This window comes from Mucilaginibacter pedocola, from assembly GCF_002013915.1.
GTDB classification, from domain to species: domain Bacteria; phylum Bacteroidota; class Bacteroidia; order Sphingobacteriales; family Sphingobacteriaceae; genus Mucilaginibacter; species Mucilaginibacter pedocola.
Genome location: NZ_MBTF01000034.1, coordinates 1 through 23,382, shown reverse-complemented (window position 1 = coordinate 23,382; position 23,382 = coordinate 1). Strand labels below are relative to the sequence as shown.

General features: G+C 46.6%; 24 protein-coding genes. 15 read left to right on the top strand and 9 right to left on the bottom strand.

All coding sequences use genetic code 11. The annotated features are described in order from the left end of the window. The gene (locus tag BC343_RS20470; RefSeq protein WP_078349675.1) at positions 1 to 207 is read left to right on the top strand and encodes a cysteine-rich CWC family protein; all 207 of its coding nucleotides are present in this window, start codon (positions 1 to 3) and stop codon (positions 205 to 207) included. 3 nt (positions 208 to 210) lie between these two features. Next, positions 211 to 609 carry a hypothetical protein gene (locus BC343_RS20465; RefSeq protein ID WP_078349674.1) on the top strand — a complete coding sequence of 133 codons (399 nt, stop codon included), beginning with the start codon at positions 211 to 213 and terminating at the stop codon, positions 607 to 609. Between the two features lie 5 nt (positions 610 to 614). Here BC343_RS20465 and BC343_RS20460 read toward each other — a convergent pair whose 3' ends face one another. Then, a complete protein-coding gene (locus BC343_RS20460) occupies positions 615 to 1,247 on the bottom strand; it encodes a hypothetical protein (RefSeq protein WP_143822286.1) in 633 nt (210 codons plus the stop codon). Between the two features lie 49 nt (positions 1,248 to 1,296). On the opposite strand from BC343_RS20460, the gene BC343_RS20455 reads away from it, so the two are divergent. The 3 genes from BC343_RS20455 to fabG all read left to right on the top strand — a co-directional run bounded on the left by BC343_RS20455 (position 1,297) and on the right by fabG (position 3,123). Further along, on the top strand, positions 1,297 to 1,821 hold the full coding sequence (locus tag BC343_RS20455; RefSeq protein ID WP_078349672.1) for a hypothetical protein: 525 nt from the start codon (positions 1,297 to 1,299) through the stop codon (positions 1,819 to 1,821). Continuing rightward, on the top strand, positions 1,821 to 2,141 hold the full coding sequence (locus BC343_RS20450) for a hypothetical protein (RefSeq protein WP_078349671.1): 321 nt from the start codon (positions 1,821 to 1,823) through the stop codon (positions 2,139 to 2,141). Before BC343_RS20455 ends, BC343_RS20450 begins: the two co-directional genes overlap by 1 nt. Before the next feature lie 238 nt (positions 2,142 to 2,379). Then, positions 2,380 to 3,123, top strand: a complete 744-nt coding sequence (gene fabG, locus BC343_RS20445; RefSeq protein ID WP_078349670.1) for a 3-oxoacyl-[acyl-carrier-protein] reductase — start codon at positions 2,380 to 2,382, stop codon at positions 3,121 to 3,123. A 200-nt stretch (positions 3,124 to 3,323) separates the two neighbouring features. On the opposite strand, the gene BC343_RS20440 is transcribed toward fabG, so the two are convergent. Beyond that, positions 3,324 to 3,953 carry a hypothetical protein gene (locus BC343_RS20440; protein ID WP_078349669.1) on the bottom strand — a complete coding sequence of 210 codons (630 nt, stop codon included), beginning with the start codon at positions 3,951 to 3,953 and terminating at the stop codon, positions 3,324 to 3,326. Between the two features lie 88 nt (positions 3,954 to 4,041). On the opposite strand from BC343_RS20440, the gene BC343_RS20435 reads away from it, so the two are divergent. From BC343_RS20435 to BC343_RS20405, 7 genes are all read left to right on the top strand, one after another. Continuing rightward, on the top strand, positions 4,042 to 4,278 hold the full coding sequence (locus BC343_RS20435) for a DUF3253 domain-containing protein (RefSeq protein WP_078349668.1): 237 nt from the start codon (positions 4,042 to 4,044) through the stop codon (positions 4,276 to 4,278). Positions 4,279 to 4,360: 82 nt separating this feature from the next. Further along, complete coding sequence (locus tag BC343_RS20430; RefSeq protein WP_143822285.1) at positions 4,361 to 6,424, top strand: vWA domain-containing protein; 2,064 nt, start codon at positions 4,361 to 4,363, stop codon at positions 6,422 to 6,424. A 136-nt stretch (positions 6,425 to 6,560) separates the two neighbouring features. Beyond that, complete coding sequence (locus BC343_RS20425; RefSeq protein WP_078349666.1) at positions 6,561 to 7,403, top strand: endonuclease/exonuclease/phosphatase family protein; 843 nt, start codon at positions 6,561 to 6,563, stop codon at positions 7,401 to 7,403. A gap of 119 nt (positions 7,404 to 7,522) precedes the next feature. Further along, the gene (gene ligA / locus BC343_RS20420; protein ID WP_078349665.1) at positions 7,523 to 9,538 is read left to right on the top strand and encodes an NAD-dependent DNA ligase LigA; all 2,016 of its coding nucleotides are present in this window, start codon (positions 7,523 to 7,525) and stop codon (positions 9,536 to 9,538) included. A 234-nt stretch (positions 9,539 to 9,772) separates the two neighbouring features. Continuing rightward, positions 9,773 to 10,753, top strand: coding sequence for a Gfo/Idh/MocA family protein (locus BC343_RS20415; RefSeq protein ID WP_078349664.1), 981 nt, complete (start codon positions 9,773 to 9,775; stop codon positions 10,751 to 10,753). Beyond that, positions 10,754 to 12,859, top strand: a complete 2,106-nt coding sequence (locus BC343_RS20410; RefSeq protein WP_078349663.1) for a M48 family metallopeptidase — start codon at positions 10,754 to 10,756, stop codon at positions 12,857 to 12,859. A gap of 7 nt (positions 12,860 to 12,866) precedes the next feature. Further along, positions 12,867 to 13,388: a hypothetical protein gene (locus BC343_RS20405; RefSeq protein WP_078349662.1), complete on the top strand. Its 522-nt coding sequence runs from the start codon at positions 12,867 to 12,869 to the stop codon at positions 13,386 to 13,388. A gap of 15 nt (positions 13,389 to 13,403) precedes the next feature. On the opposite strand, the gene BC343_RS20400 is transcribed toward BC343_RS20405, so the two are convergent. The 3 genes from BC343_RS20400 to BC343_RS20395 form a co-directional block, all read right to left on the bottom strand. Continuing rightward, positions 13,404 to 15,530, bottom strand: a complete 2,127-nt coding sequence (locus tag BC343_RS20400) for a T9SS type B sorting domain-containing protein (RefSeq protein ID WP_078349661.1) — start codon at positions 15,528 to 15,530, stop codon at positions 13,404 to 13,406. Between the two features lie 136 nt (positions 15,531 to 15,666). Then, positions 15,667 to 15,843, bottom strand: coding sequence for a DUF6496 domain-containing protein (locus tag BC343_RS31415; protein ID WP_202909828.1), 177 nt, complete (start codon positions 15,841 to 15,843; stop codon positions 15,667 to 15,669). Between the two features lie 50 nt (positions 15,844 to 15,893). Further along, positions 15,894 to 16,541 (bottom strand): CatB-related O-acetyltransferase, encoded by a 648-nt coding sequence (locus BC343_RS20395; RefSeq protein WP_078349660.1) that lies wholly within the window; start codon positions 16,539 to 16,541, stop codon positions 15,894 to 15,896. Between the two features lie 209 nt (positions 16,542 to 16,750). On the opposite strand from BC343_RS20395, the gene BC343_RS20390 reads away from it, so the two are divergent. Next, positions 16,751 to 17,845, top strand: a complete 1,095-nt coding sequence (locus BC343_RS20390; protein ID WP_078349659.1) for an AI-2E family transporter — start codon at positions 16,751 to 16,753, stop codon at positions 17,843 to 17,845. A 4-nt stretch (positions 17,846 to 17,849) separates the two neighbouring features. On the opposite strand, the gene BC343_RS20385 is transcribed toward BC343_RS20390, so the two are convergent. After that, positions 17,850 to 18,155, bottom strand: a complete 306-nt coding sequence (locus BC343_RS20385; protein WP_078349658.1) for a hypothetical protein — start codon at positions 18,153 to 18,155, stop codon at positions 17,850 to 17,852. A 253-nt stretch (positions 18,156 to 18,408) separates the two neighbouring features. On the opposite strand from BC343_RS20385, the gene BC343_RS20380 reads away from it, so the two are divergent. After that, positions 18,409 to 19,419 (top strand): MBL fold metallo-hydrolase, encoded by a 1,011-nt coding sequence (locus tag BC343_RS20380; protein WP_238381819.1) that lies wholly within the window; start codon positions 18,409 to 18,411, stop codon positions 19,417 to 19,419. A 247-nt stretch (positions 19,420 to 19,666) separates the two neighbouring features. Here the strand turns inward: BC343_RS20380 and BC343_RS20375 are convergent, their stop codons facing one another. The 3 genes from BC343_RS20375 to BC343_RS20365 form a co-directional block, all read right to left on the bottom strand. After that, a complete protein-coding gene (locus BC343_RS20375) occupies positions 19,667 to 20,263 on the bottom strand; it encodes a hypothetical protein (protein WP_078349657.1) in 597 nt (198 codons plus the stop codon). 184 nt (positions 20,264 to 20,447) lie between these two features. Beyond that, positions 20,448 to 21,155 carry a 2OG-Fe(II) oxygenase gene (locus tag BC343_RS20370; RefSeq protein WP_078349656.1) on the bottom strand — a complete coding sequence of 236 codons (708 nt, stop codon included), beginning with the start codon at positions 21,153 to 21,155 and terminating at the stop codon, positions 20,448 to 20,450. Between the two features lie 3 nt (positions 21,156 to 21,158). Next, entirely contained in the window at positions 21,159 to 22,013 is an 855-nt protein-coding gene (locus BC343_RS20365; RefSeq protein WP_078349655.1) for a bifunctional helix-turn-helix domain-containing protein/methylated-DNA--[protein]-cysteine S-methyltransferase, read from the bottom strand. 387 nt (positions 22,014 to 22,400) lie between these two features. On the opposite strand from BC343_RS20365, the gene BC343_RS20360 reads away from it, so the two are divergent. After that, positions 22,401 to 23,366, top strand: coding sequence for an IS110 family RNA-guided transposase (locus tag BC343_RS20360; protein ID WP_078347262.1), 966 nt, complete (start codon positions 22,401 to 22,403; stop codon positions 23,364 to 23,366). The last annotated feature ends 16 nt before the right edge of the window (positions 23,367 to 23,382 follow it).

The following is a 23,382-nucleotide window of genomic DNA, read 5'->3' as shown; positions in this document are numbered from 1 at the left end:
ATGATCACCTCAGCGAAACACGAAGTACTGCATTGCGAACGTTGCCAAAACCCGTTCGAGTGTAAGGCTAATGCCTACACCAAATGCCAGTGCAGTACCGTGCAATTGAGTATAAACGAGGTGCAATATGTAAGCGAATTATACGATGGCTGCCTCTGCGCCAATTGCCTTTTAGAACTACAGAAAGAATACCAGGAAAATCTGTAAGCCATGCCGCAATTTAGTATTAACATACCCTGCCCCTTCGATAAGGCCTACGCCCTGAAAATAGAGGACGACGGCAGGGTGGCTTATGCCTACCTTACGTTTTATGATGATGTTGTATCTGATGTGTGGCTGTACAACCGCCTGCCTGCACCAACTGTTTCTTTTCTGAATACCGACGATGGGCCAGCCCTGAATCCTGCGGAATACCTCAAATCCGATACAGCCGTAACACCAATGAGCACAGAAGCGGACATTACCTGCGAATGGGACGAAAGCAAAGAAGGCGATATTGAGGTGGCAGTTTTGCTGCACGGCAAATTTATAGCCGAACTGTTGCCCGGTGCCATGCCGGGTTCATCGGTGTTAGTGGCTAAAGATGGGCCCCTGGCATTGGTTTATTAGTAGTTTTAATTCCTCGACAGTATGCGCCAGCCACCAGGTGTTTTCTTGAACCAAAATTCCTGCTCGCGGCCGGTGCCGCACCAGTCTCCGTTTTCTATCCACTCTCTGAGAACAAGTATTTTGGTATGTGGATTATACTGCGGATAAGAGATCGAGACATATCCCCATTCAAATCTTTTTCGCCATAATTTAAGGCGCTCTGTAAGATCATCCCCCCTTATGCTCGTACTCACGATCAAAGAATCGGGTATCACCCGGATATTTCGAAACCTTTTTGCGTCCCATGTACGGGTAGTATCATAAAAACCGGGTGGAGCGGGTAAAATTACCTCGTCCGGGTGCTTTTTTATACCTTGGGTGTCTTGTGTGAGTTTCAGGCTTTCTGTCTTAAAGATTGCGTCAAAGTCTTTTCCCTGCAGCGGATGAATGTAAATTTTGCCTTTGTAAGGCAATGTATCCAGCCGGGGTAAATAGTAGCGGTTTATAAAGTCGTATGCTTCTGCTTCGTCGAGAGGTTTAAAGTCGGCCGCCAGGCGCAATTTAGCTAATTTGGCTTGCAATAATTGTTCCTTGCGACGGTTTTTAGTGTCGCAGGCGACAAGCATTAAAAAACAAAGTAGTAAGGCAAGGTTTCGCATATTCAATTTAACGAATATACTATCTTAGCCATATCAAAACCGCATCCAAATGAAGAAGATATTTTTCCTTGCGCTACTAACCAGCATAGCCTCCATCAGCCCGGCATCGGCACAGGTGAAAACCCAATACGGCGATAATGTAGGCACGCTCGATGGCATCATTAAAGCCTTTTACGATGTAGTCACCGTTAAAAAAGGCGAGAAACCCAGCTACCAACGCGATAGCTGCCTGCACATACCCGATGCGCGCTGCGGCTACATCCGCCCCAAGAAAGACGGCGGCAAAGCGCTAGAATATTTAACCCTGAAAGACTTCCACAAAAGCAGCGACGAGTTTCTTGCCAAAGATGGTTTTGTAGAACAGGAGATAGGCCGCAAGGTGGAGCAATTCGGCGGTATTTACCATGTATGGAGTACTTACGAAAGCCGTAATACTGCTGATGGCCCCGTGATAGAACGCGGCATTAACAGCATCGAACTTTACAACGATGGAACCCGATTTTGGATAATAGGCTGGTTTTATGATGGCGAAAGCAAAACCAACCCCATCCCTAAAAAATATATCGGCTACTAATGATGGGAGAAAAGTTCTCGCTGCCCATAGCTCAGGGTTTGTTCGTTCAGTTGGCTAAAGGGCAAATAAACATTGCCGAGTTTTTAAAACAACTTTTCGGCGAACCAGGCACGCATAACTATTGGCTGATGTGCGAAGGCCTGGTAGCCTATCACAACAAAGACGGCGGCTCGCCCGAGGTAAAACATTTTGATATTACGGACAGTGGCTTTAACGCTGATACCAAAACAGGCTTTTGCAAATGCAGTTTCGGCATACATTTCCATTACCTGCTCGGACGTGCATCACAATGCCAAAGACACCATCCGCTGGGATTTTAAAGTCGACGAAGCCGACAGTACCATTCATTTCACCGGCGAAGTGCCCTGGGTGAGAGACGCTGATTGAGTCGGAGGTCTGAAGTTTTTAGTCTGAAGTAAAGAAGTTACGTGTGTATTGAGCCCGCTCAATTGTTTTAGACTTGGGGCTTTTGACGCATCACTTGAGACTTCCAACTCAACACTTTAGACTTTCTAACTTATTCGCTACCTTCGCCAACCATAAACTCATACTTAAATTATGAAATTATTAGAAGGAAAAACCGCGCTGATCACAGGTGCGTCTAAAGGTATAGGCCGTAAAATAGCGGAGAAATTTGCCGAGCACGGCGCTAATGTGGCTTTCACCTACCTATCGTCGGTAGAAAAAGGGCAGGCGCTGGAGGCCGAACTGCAAAGCTTTGGCACACAGGTAAAAGGTTACCGCAGCGATGCTTCGAAATTTGACGAGGCCGATAAATTGGTTAATGATATTGTTGCTGATTTTGGCAAACTGGATATCGTAGTAAACAACGCGGGTATTACCAAAGACGGCCTGCTGATGCGCATGACCGAAGAAGCATGGGACGAAGTGTTGGACGTGAACCTGAAATCTATATTCAACGTAACCAAAGCGGCTTCTAAAATTATGATGAAAGCACGCCAGGGTGTGTTCATCAACATGAGTTCGGTAGTGGGTGTGCAGGGTAACGCCGGCCAGGCCAATTACGCGGCTTCAAAAGCAGGTATAATAGGTTTTTCTAAATCGGTAGCCAAAGAATTAGGTTCACGCGGTATCCGTACCAATGTGGTGGCCCCGGGCTTTATCCGCACTGAAATGACCGACGTTTTAGACCCTAAAGTGGTAGAAGGCTGGGCAGCGGGTATACCATTGAAACGTGCCGGCGAAGTAGAAGACGTAGCTAACGCCTGCGTTTTCCTGGCATCGGATATGGCAGCGTACATCACCGGGCAGGTAATACCTGTTGACGGCGGGATGCTCTAATAAGCTGTAAGCCTGAAGCTGAAAGTCTAAAGAAGAAATATTTAAGCCAAAAGTTAGTAATAGCTTTTGGCTTTTTTGTTTGGTACCCAACAATTGCACGCGTCCATCCAGGCGTGGATGCCTGATGAGGCGGTGCTTTTTCGTGGCGCGTGGAATTAAATACGTGGAGGAACCCGACGAAAATAATTAAGCCTCAACGCCTACCAAAACTTCCACCAGGGCTTGGCTTCCGCCGTTGGCGATCGCTGTTCCGTTGGCGATTCGAAAGCTTCCAGTTCTTTCTTCAATTGATCGCTATAGCCTAATTGTTTTAAGGTAATGTTTTTTGCTTTTTGGCCCTCAATGTCTATTCCCAGTTTGCCGGCAAGGCTGGTAATATCGTCAATAAAAACCTGCTCGTTGATATTTAACCCTTCTTCTTCTGGCAACGGTGTCCCGTAGTTAGGGTCAACTATGCGTCCGCTCGAGAAAAAAGAGCGCAGGTTAGTCGGGGCATATTTTGAAAAGCCGAACGAACCGGAAGTAGTCTGAATGACGAAAGTAAATACTTCCGAACCAAGTAAGCCGGAAATTTTGCTTAAGGCTTCCTCATTGGCAAAGTCGATAGTTTCAGGGTCGAAGATGATGGTCCACCCGTTATCCTGCCAAATTCCGCGTAAGCTGATCTCCTGGTCCGAAAAGTTGTCCATGTTAGATGAGCAGTACGCGTACAGTTCTTCTAATTTTCCGAAGTTCAGATCATTGGGCTGGCCTACATACCCGAACGCCTCAAATATCTCGGCTGCACGGTTAAGATGTTCGCCTTTTATGGCTATAATACTATTCGTCATAAGTTTGCTGTTTTATCAAACATACTAAATTAGGGAGTGTAAGGAGGCAACTAATGAACAACTCCCTTGCTTAATTGTTCATCGGTTCATGCCCAACATCCCTCAAACCATCCTCGCCAAAGCCACCCAACGCGGGCCCGATAAAAGCACCTGCCCATCAGAGATAGCGCGCGAATTATTCCCTGCCAATTGGCGTAAACATATGCAAGAGGTAAGGGATGCGGCTGTTGACTTGCACAAAACAGGCAAGGTAATTATCACGCAGAAAGGGCAGCCGGTGGATGTGGATAACATTAAAGGGCCTATCCGCATTAAAATTAATTGAACCCATTCCACAATATTTTCGCATTTTGCGGGTATGGTTTTAATGCGAACTACTCACTATTCACCACTCACCGTTAGCTAATATGTCTGTCACCTGGGGTTCTGTTTCGGGGTGGTGGGTGCCTGCCTGCTTTGTGCTTGGGCTGGCTTATGCCTGGCTAATGTACCGCCAGCCGGTGCAATTGGGTAAGGCGGCGCGCTACGGACTGTTCGCCCTGCGTGCTGTGGTGGTTACGCTGTTGGGTTTGCTGCTGGTTTCGCCGCTCATCAAATCGGTAAGTTACCAGCCGCAGAAACCGCTGATACTGATAGCGCAGGATAATTCCGAATCGGTAAAATTATTTCCCGGTGCTTCGCTGCCCAATAATTGGGGCGATGCCCTTAAACAACAACTTGGCGATGGCTACGAGGTGCACGAGTACAACTTCGATAAAGCCCTGCACAATGGTTTGTCAAACACCTTCAATGGCAAGCAAACCGATATATCATCGGCCCTGCAGCAACTGAACACCCGCTTTGTAAACCAAAACATTGGTGCTTTAATATTGGCTACCGACGGCCTTTACAACCTGGGTGCCGACCCGCAATACGAGGCCCGCAATATTAAAACCAGCATTTACACCATAGCCCTTGGCGATACCACTCCGCGCCGCGACTTGCTTATTGGCAACGTAAGCTATAATAAAACAGCTTACCTGGGTAACGATTTTGAGGTAGAGATACTTGCCGAAGCCTACCAAAGCAATGGCGATAACATGCAACTTACCGTTACCGAAGACGGTCGGCAGGTGCATAGCGAAAGCATCCGTATCACCTCACCGGCGTTTAAAAAAGTAATACCGTTAAAATTGAATGCCGATAAAAAAGGCGTACGCAAATTCACTGTAAGCCTTGCGCCCTTGAAGAACGAGCTATCGGTACAAAATAATACTGAAACCTTTTATGTGGAGGTGCTGGACGCAAGGCAGAAGATATTGCTGCTGTATGATGGGCCGCACCCCGATATAAGCGCCATAAAGCAATCGGTAGAGAGCAACAAGAATTTTGAAGTAAAGACAAGCCTTGTTGCGGATATCGGCACTTTAATAACCGGCGATTACAGTATGGCTATTTTGTACCAGCTATCGGCCGGGAGCTATACCAAGGTGCAGCCGGTGCTGGCAGCTAAAATACCGTTATGGTTCATTGGCGGCACACAGGCGGATGTAACCGCATTTAACCGCGCGCAGAAAGTGGTACAGGCCAGCGCCAACCGCGATGATACGCAAGAGGTATTCGCGCAGCCGCAGCCATCGTTCACGGCTTTTACGCTAAGCGATTCTACCCAACAGAAAATTGCCAAACTGCCGCCTTTATTGGCCGCCTATGGCACTTACTCAGCGCAACCCAACGCATCGGTGTTACTGAGGCAGAAAATAGGCAATGTGCCCACTACTTACCCACTGCTGGCTTTTGGCGACGAGGGCGGCCGCCGCATAGGCGTACTTACGGCCGAGGGCATTTGGCGCTGGCAACTGGCAGAGTACCGCGAGTATGGCAACCACAGCGCTATGGAAGAGCTGTTTGGCCAATGCGTGCAATACCTAACGGCCAACGCTAACCGCGAACGCTTTAGGGTTTACCCCGCCAAAAACGTATTTGACGAGGGTGAGAATGTTTTACTGAACGCCGAGTTGTATAACGATGCCTTGGAACTGGTGAATACCCCAGATGTACGCATTGCTCTTAAAAACAGCAATGGCAAAAGCTATAGTTTTTTGTTTACCCGCAGCGGGCAAAGCTACCAGCTAAATGCAGGCACGCTGCCGGTGGGCGAATACAGCTATTCGGCCACGGCCAAAAATGGCAAGCAGCAATACACCGCCAACGGGCAGCTTACGGTGAAACAGCTTAACCTGGAGGCGCGCCAAAGTACTGCCAACCACCGCCTGCTCAAAACCATGGCAGAACGCTCGGGTGGGCAAATGTTGCTGCCCGCACAGATCGGTAAACTGGCCGAACTCATCCGCAAGAATGAGAACATCAAAACAGTATCCTACGAAGACAAGCACTACAGCGATATGATATCCCTGAAATGGATATTCGCACTGCTGGTGGTGTTGCTAAGTGCCGAGTGGTTTTTGAGGAAGAGAGAAGGGGAGGTGTAGGGAAGTCCATAGTCTGTAGTCGGAAAGTCCGAAAGACGGATGATTTTTCTTCGAGGTTTTACTTTTCTTCTTCGGACTTTCGGTCTTCCCGTCTTTCGGACTAAAGTTTTTACCTTTGCCCAATATCCATCCCATTATGAAAACCAAACTCCTCCTCATCCTGCTATTAATAACTGCAACGGCAACTTTCACCCAAGCGCAGCAACTCAATGTAGGCACCTATAACATCCGTTACGATAGTAAAGACGACTCGATAGCCGGCAATGGCTGGAAAGCGCGTTACCCTAACATAGCCAAGATAGTGCGCTTTAATGAGTTAGACGTTTTTGGTACACAGGAAGGTTTATACCACCAGTTAACCCAACTGAATGATAGCCTGCCAGGCTATAAGTGGCTTGGTGCCGGTCGCGACGACGGCAAACACGGCGGCGAGCATTCGGCCATATTTTACCGTGCCGATAAATTTAAGGTGCTTAAATCGGGCAATTTTTGGATGGCCGAGGTAACCGATAAACCTAACAAAGGCTGGGACGCTGCTCTGCCTCGTATATGCAGCTGGGCACAATTTAAAGAGTTGAAAACCGGGCTGGTGTTCAACTTCTTCAACCTGCATATGGACCATATTGGCGTCATAGCCCGCCGCGAGAGCGCCAAACTGATTATGGCGAAGATAAAAGCCATGGCCGGCAATACGCCTACCATCGTAACCGGCGATTTTAATGTCGACCAAACTAACGAAAGCTATACGTTGATGAATACTTCGGGGTTGCTGCGCGATAGTTACGAGCTTTCGCCTATAAAACTGGCACCGTCGAACACCTACAATGGCTACGATGTAAACACTGCCGGCGACAAACGCATCGATCATATTTTCGTGACCAAGCGCTTTAAAGTAACCCGTTACGGTATCCTTACCAATACCTACCACGGTCGCCTGCCATCAGACCATTACCCGGTGGTGGTGACGGTGAAGTATTAATTTTTTAATATCGAACATCGAATTTCGAACGCCGAATAATGAAGGAAAAAACTTCAAAATTCGGCGTTCGGTGTTTATTATTCGATATTCATTCAAACTAAAACATCTATCTTCGCTACATGCAGCCTAACCAAGCTAAACAGAAAATAGAGGAGCTTACCACCGAACTTAAACAGCACACCTACAACTACTATGTGCTGGCCATGCCTACTATATCCGATTACGAATTCGACCAGAAACTTGAAGAATTGAGTAAACTGGAAAAAGAGTTTCCGGAATTTTTGGATGCCGATTCGCCTACGCAAAAGGTGGGAGGCGATATCACCAAAGAGTTTGTAACCGTTAAGCACCGCTGGCCCATGCTCTCGTTGGGCAATACTTACAACGAGCAGGAACTGATAGACTTCGACCAGCGTATCCGCAAGGCCATTGGCGATAATTTTGAGTACGTATGCGAACTGAAGTTCGACGGGCTATCCATGAGCCTTACCTACGAGGATGGCAAACTGGCCCGTGCCGTTACCCGTGGCGATGGTACCCAGGGCGATGAGGTGACCACCAATGTGCGTACCATTCATACTATCCCTAAGAAATTGGCCAAAGGCGATTACCCGCCGCTGTTCGAGATTCGTGGCGAGGTGTTTATGCACCTGAAGGCTTTTGAACGATTGAATAAAGAGCGTGTTGATGCCGGCGAGGTGCCCTACGCTAATCCACGCAACTTTGCATCGGGCACCATGAAACTGCAGGATTCTGCCGAGGTGGCCCGCCGTCCGCTGGATTGCTTTCTGTATGGATTGTATACCGAGAAAACCTTATTTAAAACCCATTGGGAAAGCCTTGAGGCCGTAAAAAGCTGGGGCTTCCATGTAGATAACCATAGCCGTTTGGTGAGCGATATTAATGGCGTGCTGGAGTTTATTAACCATTGGGATACCGAGCGCCATAACCTCAGTTACGATATTGATGGTATTGTTATCAAGGTAAATAACTACTCGCAACAACAGGAATTGGGCTTCACGGCTAAATCGCCGCGCTGGGCCATATCCTATAAATTTAAGGCCGAAAGAGTAGAGACCGAACTGCTTGCCGTTACCTACCAGGTGGGCCGCACCGGTGCGGTTGTACCGGTGGCTAACTTGAAGCCGGTACTGTTGGCAGGTACAACCGTAAAACGAGCTACCCTGCACAATGCCGATGAGATAATGGTGCGCCTGCAACTGCACGAACACGATACCGTGTTTGTAGAAAAGGGCGGCGAGATCATCCCGAAAATAATCAGCGTAAACTTGGATAAGCGCAAGCCCGATGCCGAGCCGATAAAATACATTACGCATTGCCCTGCCTGCCATACCGAACTGTTGAGGCAGGAAGGCGAGGCGGCGTTCTATTGCCCTAATGATGAGGGCTGCCCGCCGCAAATAGTGGGAAAAATGCAGCACTACATCGGCCGCAAAGCCATGAATATAGACGGGCTGGGCGACGAAACCATTAATACGCTATACAACCGCAATTTCATTCGCCACATTAGCGATCTGTATTTGCTGCGCGCACATACTGCCGAACTAAAGCAAATGGACCGTTTCGGTGAGCAATCCATCAATAACATGCTGGATGGTATCGATAAGTCGAAAGAGCAGCCGTTTGAGAAAGTGCTGTTCGGTTTGGGTATTCGCTATGTGGGCGAAACTGTTGCCAAAAAGCTGGTGGCGCATTTTAAAACTATCGATAAGCTAATGGCGGCTTCGGTAGAAGAGCTAACCGCAGCCGAAGAAATTGGTGGCCGCATAGCCCAAAGCATTGTAGATTACTTTGCCGACGAAAGCCATCGCGAAGAAATTGAAAAACTAAAAGCAGCGGGCCTGCAGTTTGTAGCGGTAGAGCGCGAAGTGAACCTGGCGAGCGATAAATTAGCAGGCCAAAATTTTATCATCTCGGGCACCTTCGAGAAGTTCTCGCGCGATGAGTTGAAGGACATCATTGAGCAAAACGGCGGCAAAATATTGAGCAGTATATCTGCCAAACTAAACTACCTGGTAGCCGGCGACAATATGGGCCCCGCCAAACTGGAGAAAGCAACGAAACTGAATATCCCTATCATAAGTGATGAGGAACTTTTGAAGTTGATAGGGTAGGCAAACTCATGCCCGTTTTGTCATTTCGATGAGTAGGAGGGACGGAAAGTGCGAGGTGGGGCGAAGAGAAAACTTGTTGGATTTGCAAGGCGCTCATGCGTGACGGTAATGCAAAGCGTTCATTCACAGCCGTACAAGATCTCTCGTCGCTTCGCTTCCCTCGAGATGACAGAGTTTTCTAAATCGGTGAAATCAAAAAAAACTGTGGAATCGGTGCAATTAAAATCATAATCTGTGGAATCACAAAAAATTAAATGGGGCATAATAGGCTGCGGCGATGTTACCGAACTAAAAAGCGGGCAGGCGTACAATAAGATAAACGATAGCAGCCTGGTGGCCGTAATGCGCCGCAATGCAGAAAAAGCGGCCGACTACGCCCGCCGCCACAATGTACCCAAATGGTACAGCGATGCCGAGTTGCTGCTGAGCGACGAGGAAGTAAATTCCGTGTCGATAGCCACCCCGCCATCGTCGCACCTCGATTATGCTAAACGCGCCATTGCCAAAGGTTTAAATGTTTATGTAGAGAAACCGGTTACCCGCAACGCTGCTGAAGCTGAAGCCATGGCCGAGGCCGTGAGGGAAAGCGGTGCCAAATTGGTAGTGGCTCATTACCGCCGCGGATTGCCCATGTTTTTGCATGTGAAAAGTTTGTTAGAAAGCGGCGCTATTGGCGAGGTGCGCACCGCCCAAATACGCATGTGGCAAAACCGCGTACCCAAAGTACCAACATATCCCGGCACCAACTGGCGGTTAGACCCCGAAGTGTCGGGCGGCGGCTACTTCCACGATCTGGCCCCGCACCAGTTAGACTTGATGCTCTTCTTTTTCGGTGAACCGGCAGCGTATAGCGGCTACAGCCTTAACCAGGCGAATATTAGTCCGGCTGATGACCATGTTTGCGGCTCCATCGTATTCAAGAACAATATTGTGGTAAACGGTACCTGGAGTTTCAACGTGGCCGAGAGTGAAACTATTGATAGCTGCGAAATTGTGGGTACAAAGGGTAAGATCACCTTCCCCTTCTTTGGTAAGTTTGTTACCCTGAAAAATGAAGCTGGCGAAGAAACAATTGAGTTTACTCACCCCATGCACATACAGCAGCCCATGATAGAGAAGATAGTGGCCTTTTTTAAAGACGAAGGCCCCAACCCCTGCACTATTGACGAGGCTGTGGTGCTGATGAAAATAATGGACTCGTTCACCCTAAAATAAATGAATAACCTAACCTTATCCTATCCGCCAATGCCCGAAGGGGCAAACAAAAACATCATTAAACCATCGCCCGCCTTTAAGCACAAGGTGTATAATGCCATTGCTGCTATAGGGCTGTTCGTGGTATCTTACCTTTTCCTGTTCGCGGTGGCCATAGGCATCGCAATTGCTTTCGGCTATATAGGCATTACCATTATCGCCGCGGGCGTAGGTTTTATGGGGATGGTGGCTGGTGCCGGCCTTATTTTGTCGGGGTTGATGCTGGTGTTTTTTGTTGTAAAATTCCTGTTCAAAAAAAGCCATACCGATTACTCGGGCATGATAGAAATTACGGAGGCAGAGCAACCGCAACTTTTTGCCTTTATTAATAAAATTACCGAAGAGGCCGAAGCACCCAAACCTAAACGCATTTATATTTCGCCGGATGTTAACGCCTCGGTGTTTTACGATTCGAGTTTTTGGAGCATGTTCTTCCCTGTAAAAAAGAACCTGAAAATTGGGTTGGGGCTGGTGAACAGCGTAAACGTATCGGAGTTTAAAGCGGTTATGGCGCACGAGTTTGGGCATTTCTCGCAGCGCAGCATGAAATTCGGCAGCTACGTGTACAACCTCAACAAGGTGATCTACAATATGCTTTATGATAACGAGGGTTATCAAAAGGCTCTCAGCGCATGGGCAAGCCTGCACGCCATACTGCGGCTTATGGCCATGCTTAATGTAAAGATCATTGAAGGTATGCAATGGATACTGCGGCAGGTGTATGTGGTGCTGAATAAAAGCCACATGAGCCTCTCTCGCCAGATGGAGTTTCATGCCGATGCCGTTTCCGCTTACGTAACGGGCTCTAACCATTTGGTAACCTCGCTGAAACGCCTGGAGATAGGGCAGGTTTGTTATGATGGCCTGCTGGAATACTGGAATGCAAAACTGGCAGAAAATAAGCGTTCAGCGAATTTTTACCCCGAGCATCAAGAGATGATCAGGGTGTTTGCCGATAAGCGGCTTATACCTGTAGATGATGCCGGGTTGCCTGTTATAGAAAAGGGCATGGAGGTGGTTGACGGCAGCGATATAGTTATTGAAAACCAATGGAGTTCGCACCCATCAACTGAAGACCGCGAAGGCCATCTTGAAAAGATAAACCTTATTACGGCCACTCATAATGAATCGGCGTGGTGCTTATTTAATAATGCGGAAGAGCTGCAGTTAAAGCTGACTAACTTTTTGTATGATGGCGTTGAAAAAGCCAAGGGCGCTTCATCAATGAGTTTAGCGGCGTTTATGGAAGATTACCATGCCTCTATTGATACGCGCTCGCTGGATAGGCGTTACCGTAATTATTACGATCGTAATATTAACGAGTTTGATGTGGACGCTGCTATAGACAAAGCGCCCGGCCGCACAGCATTAACTTTCGACGAGCTGTTTACACCCGAAAATTGTGCCCTGCCTAAGATAGTGGAGCGTGCCGAAAGCGACGCCCAAACCATGGACATTATTACTGAGGTAAGAAAAGACATCAAAAAATTCGACTATAAAGGTACTAAATACGGCCGCGACGATGCGCCTTACGTGAAAACATTGATAGAGAAAGAACAAGCGGTCACGCAGCAAGCCGTTGAAAAACTTGATGAAGAGGTGTTTGCTTACTTTTATAAAAAAGCGCATGGGGCAGAAAAAAAAGCACTGCTGGCAGCAAAGTACCGGGCACTTTTTGTTTTTCAGCAAGAGGCCGTTAAGGAGTATGCCCGGTTTAACGATATAATGGTGATCTTTAACAAGGTGTACGAAACTATGCCCCTTGCCCAAATACACGAAACCGTTGATGCCGTTTATGAAAAAGAGAAGGACATAAAACCCTCTATGACCGCTGCCATGGAAGCCGGTACTATAAAAGCCCACTTAAGCGATGCGGATACCGAAGCAATAAATAATTATTTAAATACCACTTGGGCATATTTTAGCCATTCTAAGTATGATAATGATGCTATTGCCGCATTTGATAAAGGTACCGGCGCGTATGTTGAGGCAATTTCCGATCTTCATTTTGAAATGAAGAAAGATTTGCTCAATTTTCAGCTTAATTTATTAGATAGCAAGGCGTAAGCACCTGATGAAAAAAATTGCCGTACCGGCCATATCGATTTTTTTGTTGGCAAATGCTTTAAACACATCAGCCCAAAGCTTCGATGTGCCTAAAAATTATGTGCTTAAAACAAAAGACGATTACGCCCGCTACGAGCCCGAGATTATAAAAACGGCCAATTGGCTGCAGCAAACGCCCTGGAAACAGCAGCCGGTAAAAATGGAAGAAGCCAACCAGTTTTTGCTGAAATGGGCAAAAGGTACGCCTGTGGTAACCATCAGGCTGATAGAGGCCGTGATGGATCTATCAGACCGCAACCCTCAACTGGGCTTTGTTTTTATGGCGCAATTTTCTAAATACGCCCTCGAGCATAGGGAAGGTTTCGATACCAATAAAGCCAATATAGCGGCCATACGTGCTGTAATAGAAAAGTACAGGGCCGAGCCCACCCATAAAAGCGATGAAGATATAGAATACCTGATTGGCTTGGAAGACAAAGGCGAACTGGATGATTGGGTTATATCTACTTTTGCTACCGAAGGGAGATAGTGAGCTAACAATTTATTACCTGATGATAGTGATGCTGCCCGCTTTCACTACATTATTGTTTAATTTTATTACATAGAAATAAACGCCCGCAGGCAGCGCTTTGCCGTTATGGGTACCATTCCAGTTATTTTTATAATTCCTTGCCGAAAATACAATGTTGCCGTTGTTGTTAAATACCTGTGTTTGGTTTTCCAGCAGATCCAGGTTTTTAATTACCCAAAAATCGTTAATGCCATCGGCATTAGGTGTAAAGGTGTTGGGCACCGTTATTTCAGAATTTACAATGATATTTATTGTAACCTCTGCTATGCAGCCATTGGCATTGGTAGTGGTAAGTTTATAAGTAATGTTATCGGCAGGGGTACTTGTAACGCTTTTTTTATCGGTAGCATCGAGGTAAGTGGCCGGCGACCATTCGTATTTTACCGCATCATTTGCGGTTAGCATTACGGTTTCGCCAGGGTTAATAACGGTTTTGGTGCTGGATATCGTGGCAATGGCATTATCACGTATAATATCTACTTGCTGTCTTTCTCCTTCGCAAACACCGTTGCTTATGGCAACATAGTAAGTTGTATTGGCGGCTAATATGGGTGTTTTAAAAGTACCGCTGTTTTGTTCTATAAGCTGCCCGTTATTGTCGTACCATTTATAAACCTCTGTACCAGTGGCGCCGGCCGCAGTAATAGTTACCACATCATCGTTGCACAGCACAGCTGGCTCTGCCACTACATTACGTAGCACCCCATCAGGCGACCTTAAAATAGTGATATCTTTTGACTTTGACTTGGAGATGCCGTTTGTTACCGTCGTAACAGTTACAGTATATACGCCATCGCGGGCGAAGGTGTGCGACGGGTTGCTTTGCGCCGAAGTATTGTTGTTGCCCGACGTTGGGTCGCCAAAATCCCATGTAATGTTTTCAAAATTGGTGTTATCAGATATCAGATTGAACTGAACCGGTAAGGTTGAGCAGCGACCGGTGCTGTTGAACGACAGGCCGGAGAAGTTGCTTAAATTTGCTTGCGGCAGCCCAAGCTTTGCCCTGCTCCCGGCCAGCGGCAATGCATTAAGTTGAAAGCCAGAACCTGCCCCCACTACATCAGGCGTATTGATGCTATGCAGGGCCGCGTTATCGGTTTGGCTTACATATATTTTGCCGTTGGGTGCAATTTGCAGGGCTCCTAACCCGCGCTGAGAAGTTAAAATTTCCGCTTTATTGCCAACAGAGCCTGATGTAAAGGGAAACTGCAACTGGTATAAATTAGCAGGCTGGTTAATTATATACTCGCTCAAATAAAGCAGTTTTCCGTCGGGCGAAAACTCGACACCGTAGGGTGTGCTGTTGGCTGTAAAATTTGTTAGTGTTTGTTGGTTAGTTATGCCGCCGGTAGCGTTATCAAAATCAAATTGTTCAACAAAACCGCCGGTTGCGTCATTACAGGCAGCTACAAGATGTTTACCATCAGGCGATGGTTTTAATGTACCTATGCTGCTGGTTACGCTGCCCTGGTGGTTCCTTCCAATGGAGATAGTTTGCGCAGGAGCGGCGGCTAAGCCATTAGCCTTTACCAGCCATTCGGTGTAATTATTATTATTTGCCTGGTGCCCTATAACCCAAATATCTTTACCATTGGCGTGCCTTACGGCGGTTATTTTTTCGGTAGAGGCATCAAGTAAAAAAATATTTTTATCGGTAACGCTGCCCATTCCGCCATCGCCATACATATCTACAGTTGAGTAATAAAGCTCGCCACCAAATGCGGCCATAGTAAAAACATAGAAATATTGGTCGCTTTCGGGCCTTGGAATAATAAGTATTTGGGTCGAAGATTTGCCTCCGTCGCCTGCAAGGCCGGTTCCGTTGGCCATTACATTATGGTTGCGGTTCCATACGGTAAGCCCGTCGGTATAAAACAGCAGGTTACCTGTTTCATCGGCAATGGCAGCACAGCCCTCGCTTGCACTAAGTTTACCGTTAGTAAGGGCCTCAACGGGCGTCTTGTTAAAATCGAGCCCTGCGTTTACGCCAAAGTACCATATGTTGTTTTGCTTTTGGGCAAACGCGTTTGTAACAAAGCAAAGTAAGCCTAATGTTATGCATAAAAGTGTTTTATAAGAAGGGGGTAGGCGATAGCGCATTGTTACATAAAGCTAAGCAATTGCCTAAATTAGCTATAATTTAGGTAGTTATGACTTGCGATATTGTAACAATGATAATTATTGATATTTGGAAGGCTGCTAACCGCAATACACTACCGATGTTGTTGGGCATGGCTTAATCCTTTTTCTTCGGCACCTTTGCGCCCTCTTTCCTTGCTTCTGATAACCCTATCGCTATCGCCTGTTTTTTGCTGGTTACTTTTTTACCGCTGCCGCTTTTGAGTTTACCCTCTTTCATCTCGTGCAGGACTTCGCCCACTTTTTTGCTCGCTTTTTCTGAATACTTTGCCATGGTATTGATGTTTTTGATTTACCCTAAGCTTCGCAAAGTACCTGCCAGTTTTATCCGGCAACTTTTTCCAACGCATCAATATCGCCCGAGTTGATGAGGAGCAGATGTTCGGTTATTTTTTCGGCGCTCCAGTTCCACCAGGCAATTTTTTGCAGGCGGGCGGCATCATCAGCTTCAAAACGTTTGCGGATGAGTTTTGCCGGGTTGCCGCCAACGATTGTGTAAGGCGCAACATCTTTTGTAACCACTGCTTTTGATGCTATAACCGCGCCATCACCAATGGTTACGCCGGGCATAATAGTGGCTTCGTAACCTATCCAAACGTCGTTGCCAATAACCGTATCGCCTTTGTAGGGGAATTTCTCCTTCGGGTTTTGCCCTTCCATTATCTTTTCCCATCCATTACGGAATATAGCAAAGGGGAAAGTTGAGATAGGCCGGCTCTCGTGGTTAGCACCGTTCATAATAAACTTTACTCCCGAAGCAATGGCGCAAAACTTACCAATGATGAGTTTGTCGCCAATAAAATCAAAGTGGTAAAGCACATTCTTCTCAAAATTGGCGGGATCTTTAAAGTCGTCGTAATAGGTGTATGCGCCTACCTCTATATTGGGGCGGGTAACAAAATTTTTGAGAAATACCAGGTTTTGATAAGGCTCCATAGGGTAGCGCATATCCGGGTTCGGTCCGTTTTGCATGGGTTTAAAATTTACAGGAAATGTACTTATTGCGCCGAGACTGTACAAATATTAGCACTGTTACACATTGGCAGCAACTAAATTAAAATAATAACAACCTAATTGCGGTTTTTGAGTTTATGGATTTGATGAAAAATAGGAACGCATGAGCCGTTTTTGTTTATTTATAACTAAGTTCAGTCCATGAAAATAACTTTACCCCTATAAACATGCCCCTTAAAAAAACTATCGCCCCGTTTTACGAGCGCCTTGCGCTGGTGCTTATCGGTTTCTGCATTTTAGGTTACTTGGTTATAGTAGCCAAAAACCTGCTTGATCCGCTGATGTTCGGCTTTTTGTTCGCCGTGCTGCTGCTGCCATTAGCTGATTTTTTAGAGCAGAAACTACGCCTGCCCCGCAGCGCTTCGTCCTTTGTTTCTATACTTCTACTTGTGGGTTTTATAAGTGGCATATTGTATTTGGTGGGCGCGCAAATAACCAATTTGGCCAGCGATTGGCCCATGCTAAAGAAACAGGTAGACCAATCTATAGAAGGGCTTCAGGAGTGGGTTCAGCATGCCTTCCATATAGATGCTACCAAGCAGATGACCTATGTAGATAATACTGCACGTAAAATAATGGCATCGGGAGGCGTAGTGCTCGAAACCACCTTCGGCGCCATATCATCGCTCATGTTGTTCTATATCTTCATCCTGATATTCACATTCTTTATTTTGTTTTACAGGCGCTTGCTGTTCAAATTCATTACATCGGTGTTTGATGACGGGCACTCGCACGTGGTATTTGATGTGGTAGAGAATGTGCAGAAGATACTGCGCCAATACATTTTTGGCTTATTGCTGGAGATGGTAATAGTAGCTGCCGTGGCTGTTACTGCCTTTTGGATAATAGGTATCAAATATGCGGCTTTGCTGGGCCTAATTGTTGGGTTGTTCAACATCATACCTTACCTGGGTATTTTCACGGCGCTGCTGCTTAGCGTTCTGATCACCTTTGCTACCGGCACCCTTAGCGATACTGTTACCGTAGCCATCAGCGTGATAGGTATACATGCGGTTGATGCTAACGTATTGCTGCCGGCCATAGTCGGCTCCAAAGTTAGGCTGAACGCGCTGGTAACATTTATCGGTATTATCCTGGGCGAAATGCTTTGGGGCTTATCGGGCATGTTCCTTTCAATTCCCATCATTGCCATCTTCAAAATAATCTTCGACAGGATAGACGGCCTTAAACCATGGGGATACTTGCTCGGTGGGGATTACGAGTACAAAGAATCGGCACAAAAGAAAATGAAGACCGAATAGCGGCTTAATGTATCAGCTTATAAATAGTAAAGTAAAGCGTAATAGAGTACACCAATAGCACTACAGTATTTACCACCAATAGCCAGTTAATATCAGGTTGACTGTATTTTTTTATGGTGGCTAATACCAGCAAAATAATAAACCCAATAATGAGTATGATGGGGAAGGCCAGCGTATACATATGCTTTGGCCTGATGTAAAGCTGGTGCAGCTTTTGGGTATCGCCCTGTAAAAAAGCTACAAGGGCTAACAGTAAAAGGATAAAAAATATACGGACTACCGCCTTGGCGGCTATTTGGCTTGCTTTCATGGTGCGCAAAGTAAAAGGTTTTCCTTCAAATTGCGTTTATAAAATAGTTCGGTAATTGCGCCGGATGCTTATTTTTGATACAGAAAAAACAATTGACGCGTTAACTCACCCGGCCATTGCTTCGCCGGCCACCCTCTCTCCGCAAGCGGAAAGAGGGTTATGCGCAGTCCACCTTCTTTACCGCAGGTAGAGAGGGGCGGGCAGCGAAGCGTACCCGGGGTGAGTAAACAGAAAAAACAATTCCCCTATGTTGGTGCAACGCAAACTGATTATTATTGCCTGCTTGTTCATGCTGCCTGCCTTGGTGTTCGGGCAACGCAAGAAGAAAAAGGCAAAACATAAAACCAAAGCTGTGGCAGAAGCTACGGTAACCCGCTCTTCAAACTCGTTCCGTGTTGTTCCGCTGGGTGTTTTGGGCGGGATAGATGAGAGTAACCTTTCGGCCTATATGGTAGCGCCAACCGGTTCTGACAATTACGTATGCCTTGATGCAGGTACGCTGCATGCGGGTATTGAAAAGGCCATTAAAGAAAAAGCCTTTGAGGGGCGCAGCGAGAAAATATTACAGCAAAACATCAAGGGGTATTGCATATCCCATGGGCACCTGGACCACCTTGCGGGCCTCATTATCAACTCGCCCGAGGATAGCGCCAAAAATATTTACGGCCTGCCGAGTACCTTAGAAACGCTTAAGAAACATTACTTCAGCTGGGAAAGCTGGGCCAACTTTGCTGATGATGGCGAGAAACCCGCTTTAAAAAAGTATCATTACGCCCCGTTACAGCCGGGCACTGAAGTTGATATGGCCAATACCGAAATGCAGGTAACTGCTTACCCTTTGGCGCATTCTAACCTTACCAGCACGGCCTTTTTGGTACGCAGTAAAGATAATTACCTGCTTTACCTGGGCGATACCGGTGCCGACGAAATAGAGAAAAGCCAAAACCTGCACAAACTTTGGGAAGCTGTAGCCCCATTAGTAGCCGAGGGTAAGCTAAAAGCCATCATGATAGAAGTAAGTTTCCCAAGCGACCAGCCCGATAAAACCCTGTTTGGGCACCTAACCCCGCGTTTGTTGATGAACGAGATGGGCGTACTGGCGCAATTAGCGGGCACAACGCTTAAGGGTTTGAACGTGGTTATCACACACATGAAACCGCCCTACCGCACCATCACTAAAATAAAAACCCAGCTAAACTACGCCAACCGCAACCTTCAAATGAATTTGATATACCCAAGGCAGGGGCAGGTGTTGGAGTTTTAGGATGATTGCCGTTAAACAATGAAACGCTTTACACCAAACGTTCCTAACGGAACGTGACAAACGTGGCGCACGAATTTCTACCAACCAGTCGTTCCTGACGGAACGATGCCGGCCCGATTATTCTGCACCGTCATCCCATCGGGATGTATGGTTGGTAGCAAATTAGCAAAAATACCTTCCGCGTTCCGTCGGAACGCTTGATGAATGATTTAAATGAGGGGGCATGTCATTTTTTGAGAAATAGCGTCTATTTATCCTCTAATAGATCGATACAGTTTTTCGATAACTCCGCCAATCGGCTTTTCAAGGTTGCCAGCCCTTGTGTATCTTTTATATTTTTCAGCAGTGTGTTAATTCGGGTGAGGGTATCATCGTCAGGGTCGCAAGCCTGGGCTTTTTCTAAACACGGCAGGGCTTTTTTGGCAGCGGCGGTGTACTGCGCCATAATTTTTTGATTTTGGACAGGGTTTGATGCTGTGGCATTTAATTTCCCTACGAACTCCTCTGCCTGTTTGGCATAAATGTAACCCAATGCACGCTGAACCACATAATAGTTAGGTACGGCGGCGGCAACGCGTTTGTAAAATTCCAACGCACGAACGGTTTGGTTATCATCTTCGTAAGCTTTACCCATTGAGTTATAAAAGCTTATCCTTGCTTTGGGCGTCAGTTTAGCAGTATCGGGCAATAAAGCTTCACCCGCCTCCAATACTTTGCTTGCCGGGCCTTCGAGGCGTACCAGGTTAAAATCGAGGTAATGGTCGTAAACTTCTTCGGCAGTTTGGGCCTTTGCCTTCGCGATAGCAAAAACAGCGAATAACAGGAGCAGGGCTTTCTTAAACATCAGGCGTAATTTTGTTACGAATATAAAATGCAAACGCGATAATGGCGTGTAGATTGTTTGATGATTTGTCACAAATGGGATAGGTAGGACCTATCGCTTCATTATTCAACTCACCCCGCCTACGCTATCGCCGGGGTGAGTCAACGCGCCGTTAGGGTATGCGGCAACGCTTGTCCCAACCCCATTACGACGCATCATGAAATATCACGCCCAGCGTATGTCTTTGCCCGCTGCGTAGCTCGCTTACACCGTGGCGCATATTTACACGGTAATATCCCCGGCTACCCAACACCGGCCTGAAGTTGGTGGTAAAGATGAGCATGTCGCCTTTGCCGGGGTTTAACACCATCGCTTTCGATTGCATCCTCGGGCGCTGTTCTACCAGTACAAATTCGCCGCCTTCAAAATCTTTACCGGGTTGGTTCAGGCATACCACCAATTGCATCGGGAAGAATATTTCGCCATACAGGTCCTGGTGCATGGCGTTGTAGCCGCCTTTGTTGTATTTGAGTATGAGCGGGGTTGGGCGGTTTTGACCGTGGGCGTGGCATTGTTCCGTTAATTCCTGCAAATTGCCGGGGAATGATGTTTCCATCCCTAAAACTTTCATCCAGTTATTGGCGACCGGTGCAATATGCGGATAAATGCCCTCGCGCAACTGCTGCACAACGCCCGGTAATGGGTAGTTGTAGTACCTATACTGCCCCAGCCCGTAGCCATGGTTCTCCATCTGGATGGTTTTGCGGTAAAGCGCATCTTCGGAATATTGGCCAATCAGTGCGTCGCATTCATCTGCTGACAATATGCCGGATAACATTGCATAACCTTTGCTGTTCAGGCTTTCTGTTGCCGCTGCCCAGTCGGCCTGTTCAATTCTTTCTGCTAAGTCCATAATTTATACGATGCTTACGTTATTAACTTTTGCTGCTTCCCAACCTATAATGGCCGATTTACGCCCCGAACCCCAATGGTATTGCCCCGTTTCCCCGGTGGAGCGTATCACTCTGTGGCATGGTATTAAAAATGCTACAGGGTTTGCACCAATGGCGCTACCTACCGCGCGGCTTGCAGTGGGTTGCTCTACCGCCTGCGCTACGGTTTGGTAGGTGTTCAGTCCGCCCATCGGTATCTTCAAAAGGGCTTCCCAAACTTTTAGCTGAAAGCTGGTGCCCTTCAGGTGCAGTTTTACAGATGGTAGTTGCGACCAATCCCTCGTGAAGATATACAAAGCGTTTTGCTGCGCCATATCTACCACTTGGTAATAACTGGCATTGGGGAATTGCTCATATAAGCTATTAAAAGCTTCATCCTTATCATCGGCAAAGGCCATGTAGCAAATGCCTTTCGGGGTTGATGCTACTATGATATTTCCAAAGGGTGTTTCGGCATAGCTGAAGTTGATAGATAAAGCTTTACCACCGTTTTTGTATTCGGCGGGTGTCATGCCTTCAATGTTGATGAACAGATCGTGCAGGCGGCTGGTGCCCGATAAACCGGTTTCGAATGCTGCATCGAACAAGGTAGCTTGCTGTTCTTTCAGGATGCCTTTGGCATAATCTAAGCTAAGGTATTGCAGGAACTTCTTCGGGCTGATGCCCGCCCAATCGGTAAACATCCGTTGGAAGTGGTAGGGGCTAAGATTCACCTTTTCGGCAACCTCATCCAGCCCGGGCTGGGTTTTAAAGTTGAGTTTGATATAGTCTATCGCCTCGGCAATACGATCGAAATTGATGCTGTTTTGTGTTTCCATGATCATAAATTATTTATAACACAAATTTACCCTGGCGATAGGGGCAGGAGAACCCGAATCTTGCTCTGTTTTATTTCACCGATTCCACGGATTTTATAACACCGATTTCACCGATTTTTTTGATTTCACAGATCCTTTCTTAAGTTATGTCATCCTATGTTTGCTTATAGGAAAAAGTTAAGTGTTTAGAGTAAATTTAAAGTAGAAGAAAAAGGGTAAAGAGAAAGATCACGAGTTGTCATTGGCTGTAGGAAGCCGTTCGAAATGCAGATCACTTTACCCCTTTGCTTACAAGCTTGAACAGTTCATTAGGCCACAAGAGCCTGTATGTAGGATTGATAAGCAGTAAAGCAGGTTCTTCTACAGTATTTATCTCAAAACAAAGTTATGGAAACTCATGCAAATTACATTGGTGTAGACATTTCAAAAGCGTCCTTTGACGTATCAGCCGGCCGACGCCATTATCAGTTCAGCAACGAAACTACAGGCTTCGACGGCTTCTTAAAGCTATTGGATACAGATAGCCATATCGTGATGGAAGCATCCGGCCCATATTATTTAAGGCTTGCTTGCTTCCTGCATACGAAGGGCATTAAGGTAAGTGTGGTAAATCCTTTGGTGATTCGCCGCTACAGCCAAATGCGTATGTCCCGGGCTAAAACAGATAAGAAAGACGCACTCCTGATCGCAGAGTATGGTGCCATGGCTAAGCCGGAGCAATGGGCCCCACCACAGCAGCATGTGGTAGAATTACAGCAAACAGAAGCCATTTTATCAGGATTGAGCAAGCAGCATACTGTGTTAAGCAACCAGCTTGAAAGCTTTACAGCTACAGGAATGATGCAAAAAGCACTGAGGCAGACGATACAAAAAGAGCTATGCCACCTTAAACAACTTATATCACGGCTTTCAGCTAACATGGAAAAGATCGTTCTTGAACATTATGGGCAAATGCTATCAGGACTGAAAAGCATACCTGGCATTGGCAAAAAAACAGCGATAATGCTCATCCTGGTAAGCGGTGGTTTCGAGCGTTTCGGCGATTGCAGTAAATTAAGCTCTTACATTGGGACATGCCCGCGCCTGTTCGAATCGGGCAGCAGTGTAAAAGGCAGGCCAAGAATATGTAAAATGGGCATGTCTGCGATCAGGGCCTCATTGTATGTATGCTCATGGAGCGCAAAACGCTGCAATAAAGCCTGCCGGGAGCTTTATGAACGCTTGCTGGCAAAAGGAAAAGCCAAAAAAGTTGCTTTGATCGCAGTCGTAAATAAGTTGCTAAAGCAAGCTTTTGCAATAGCTAAAACTAACTCAACATATCAGGAAAATTATTCAAATATTATTTGCTTTTAAACACAGTTCATTTCGA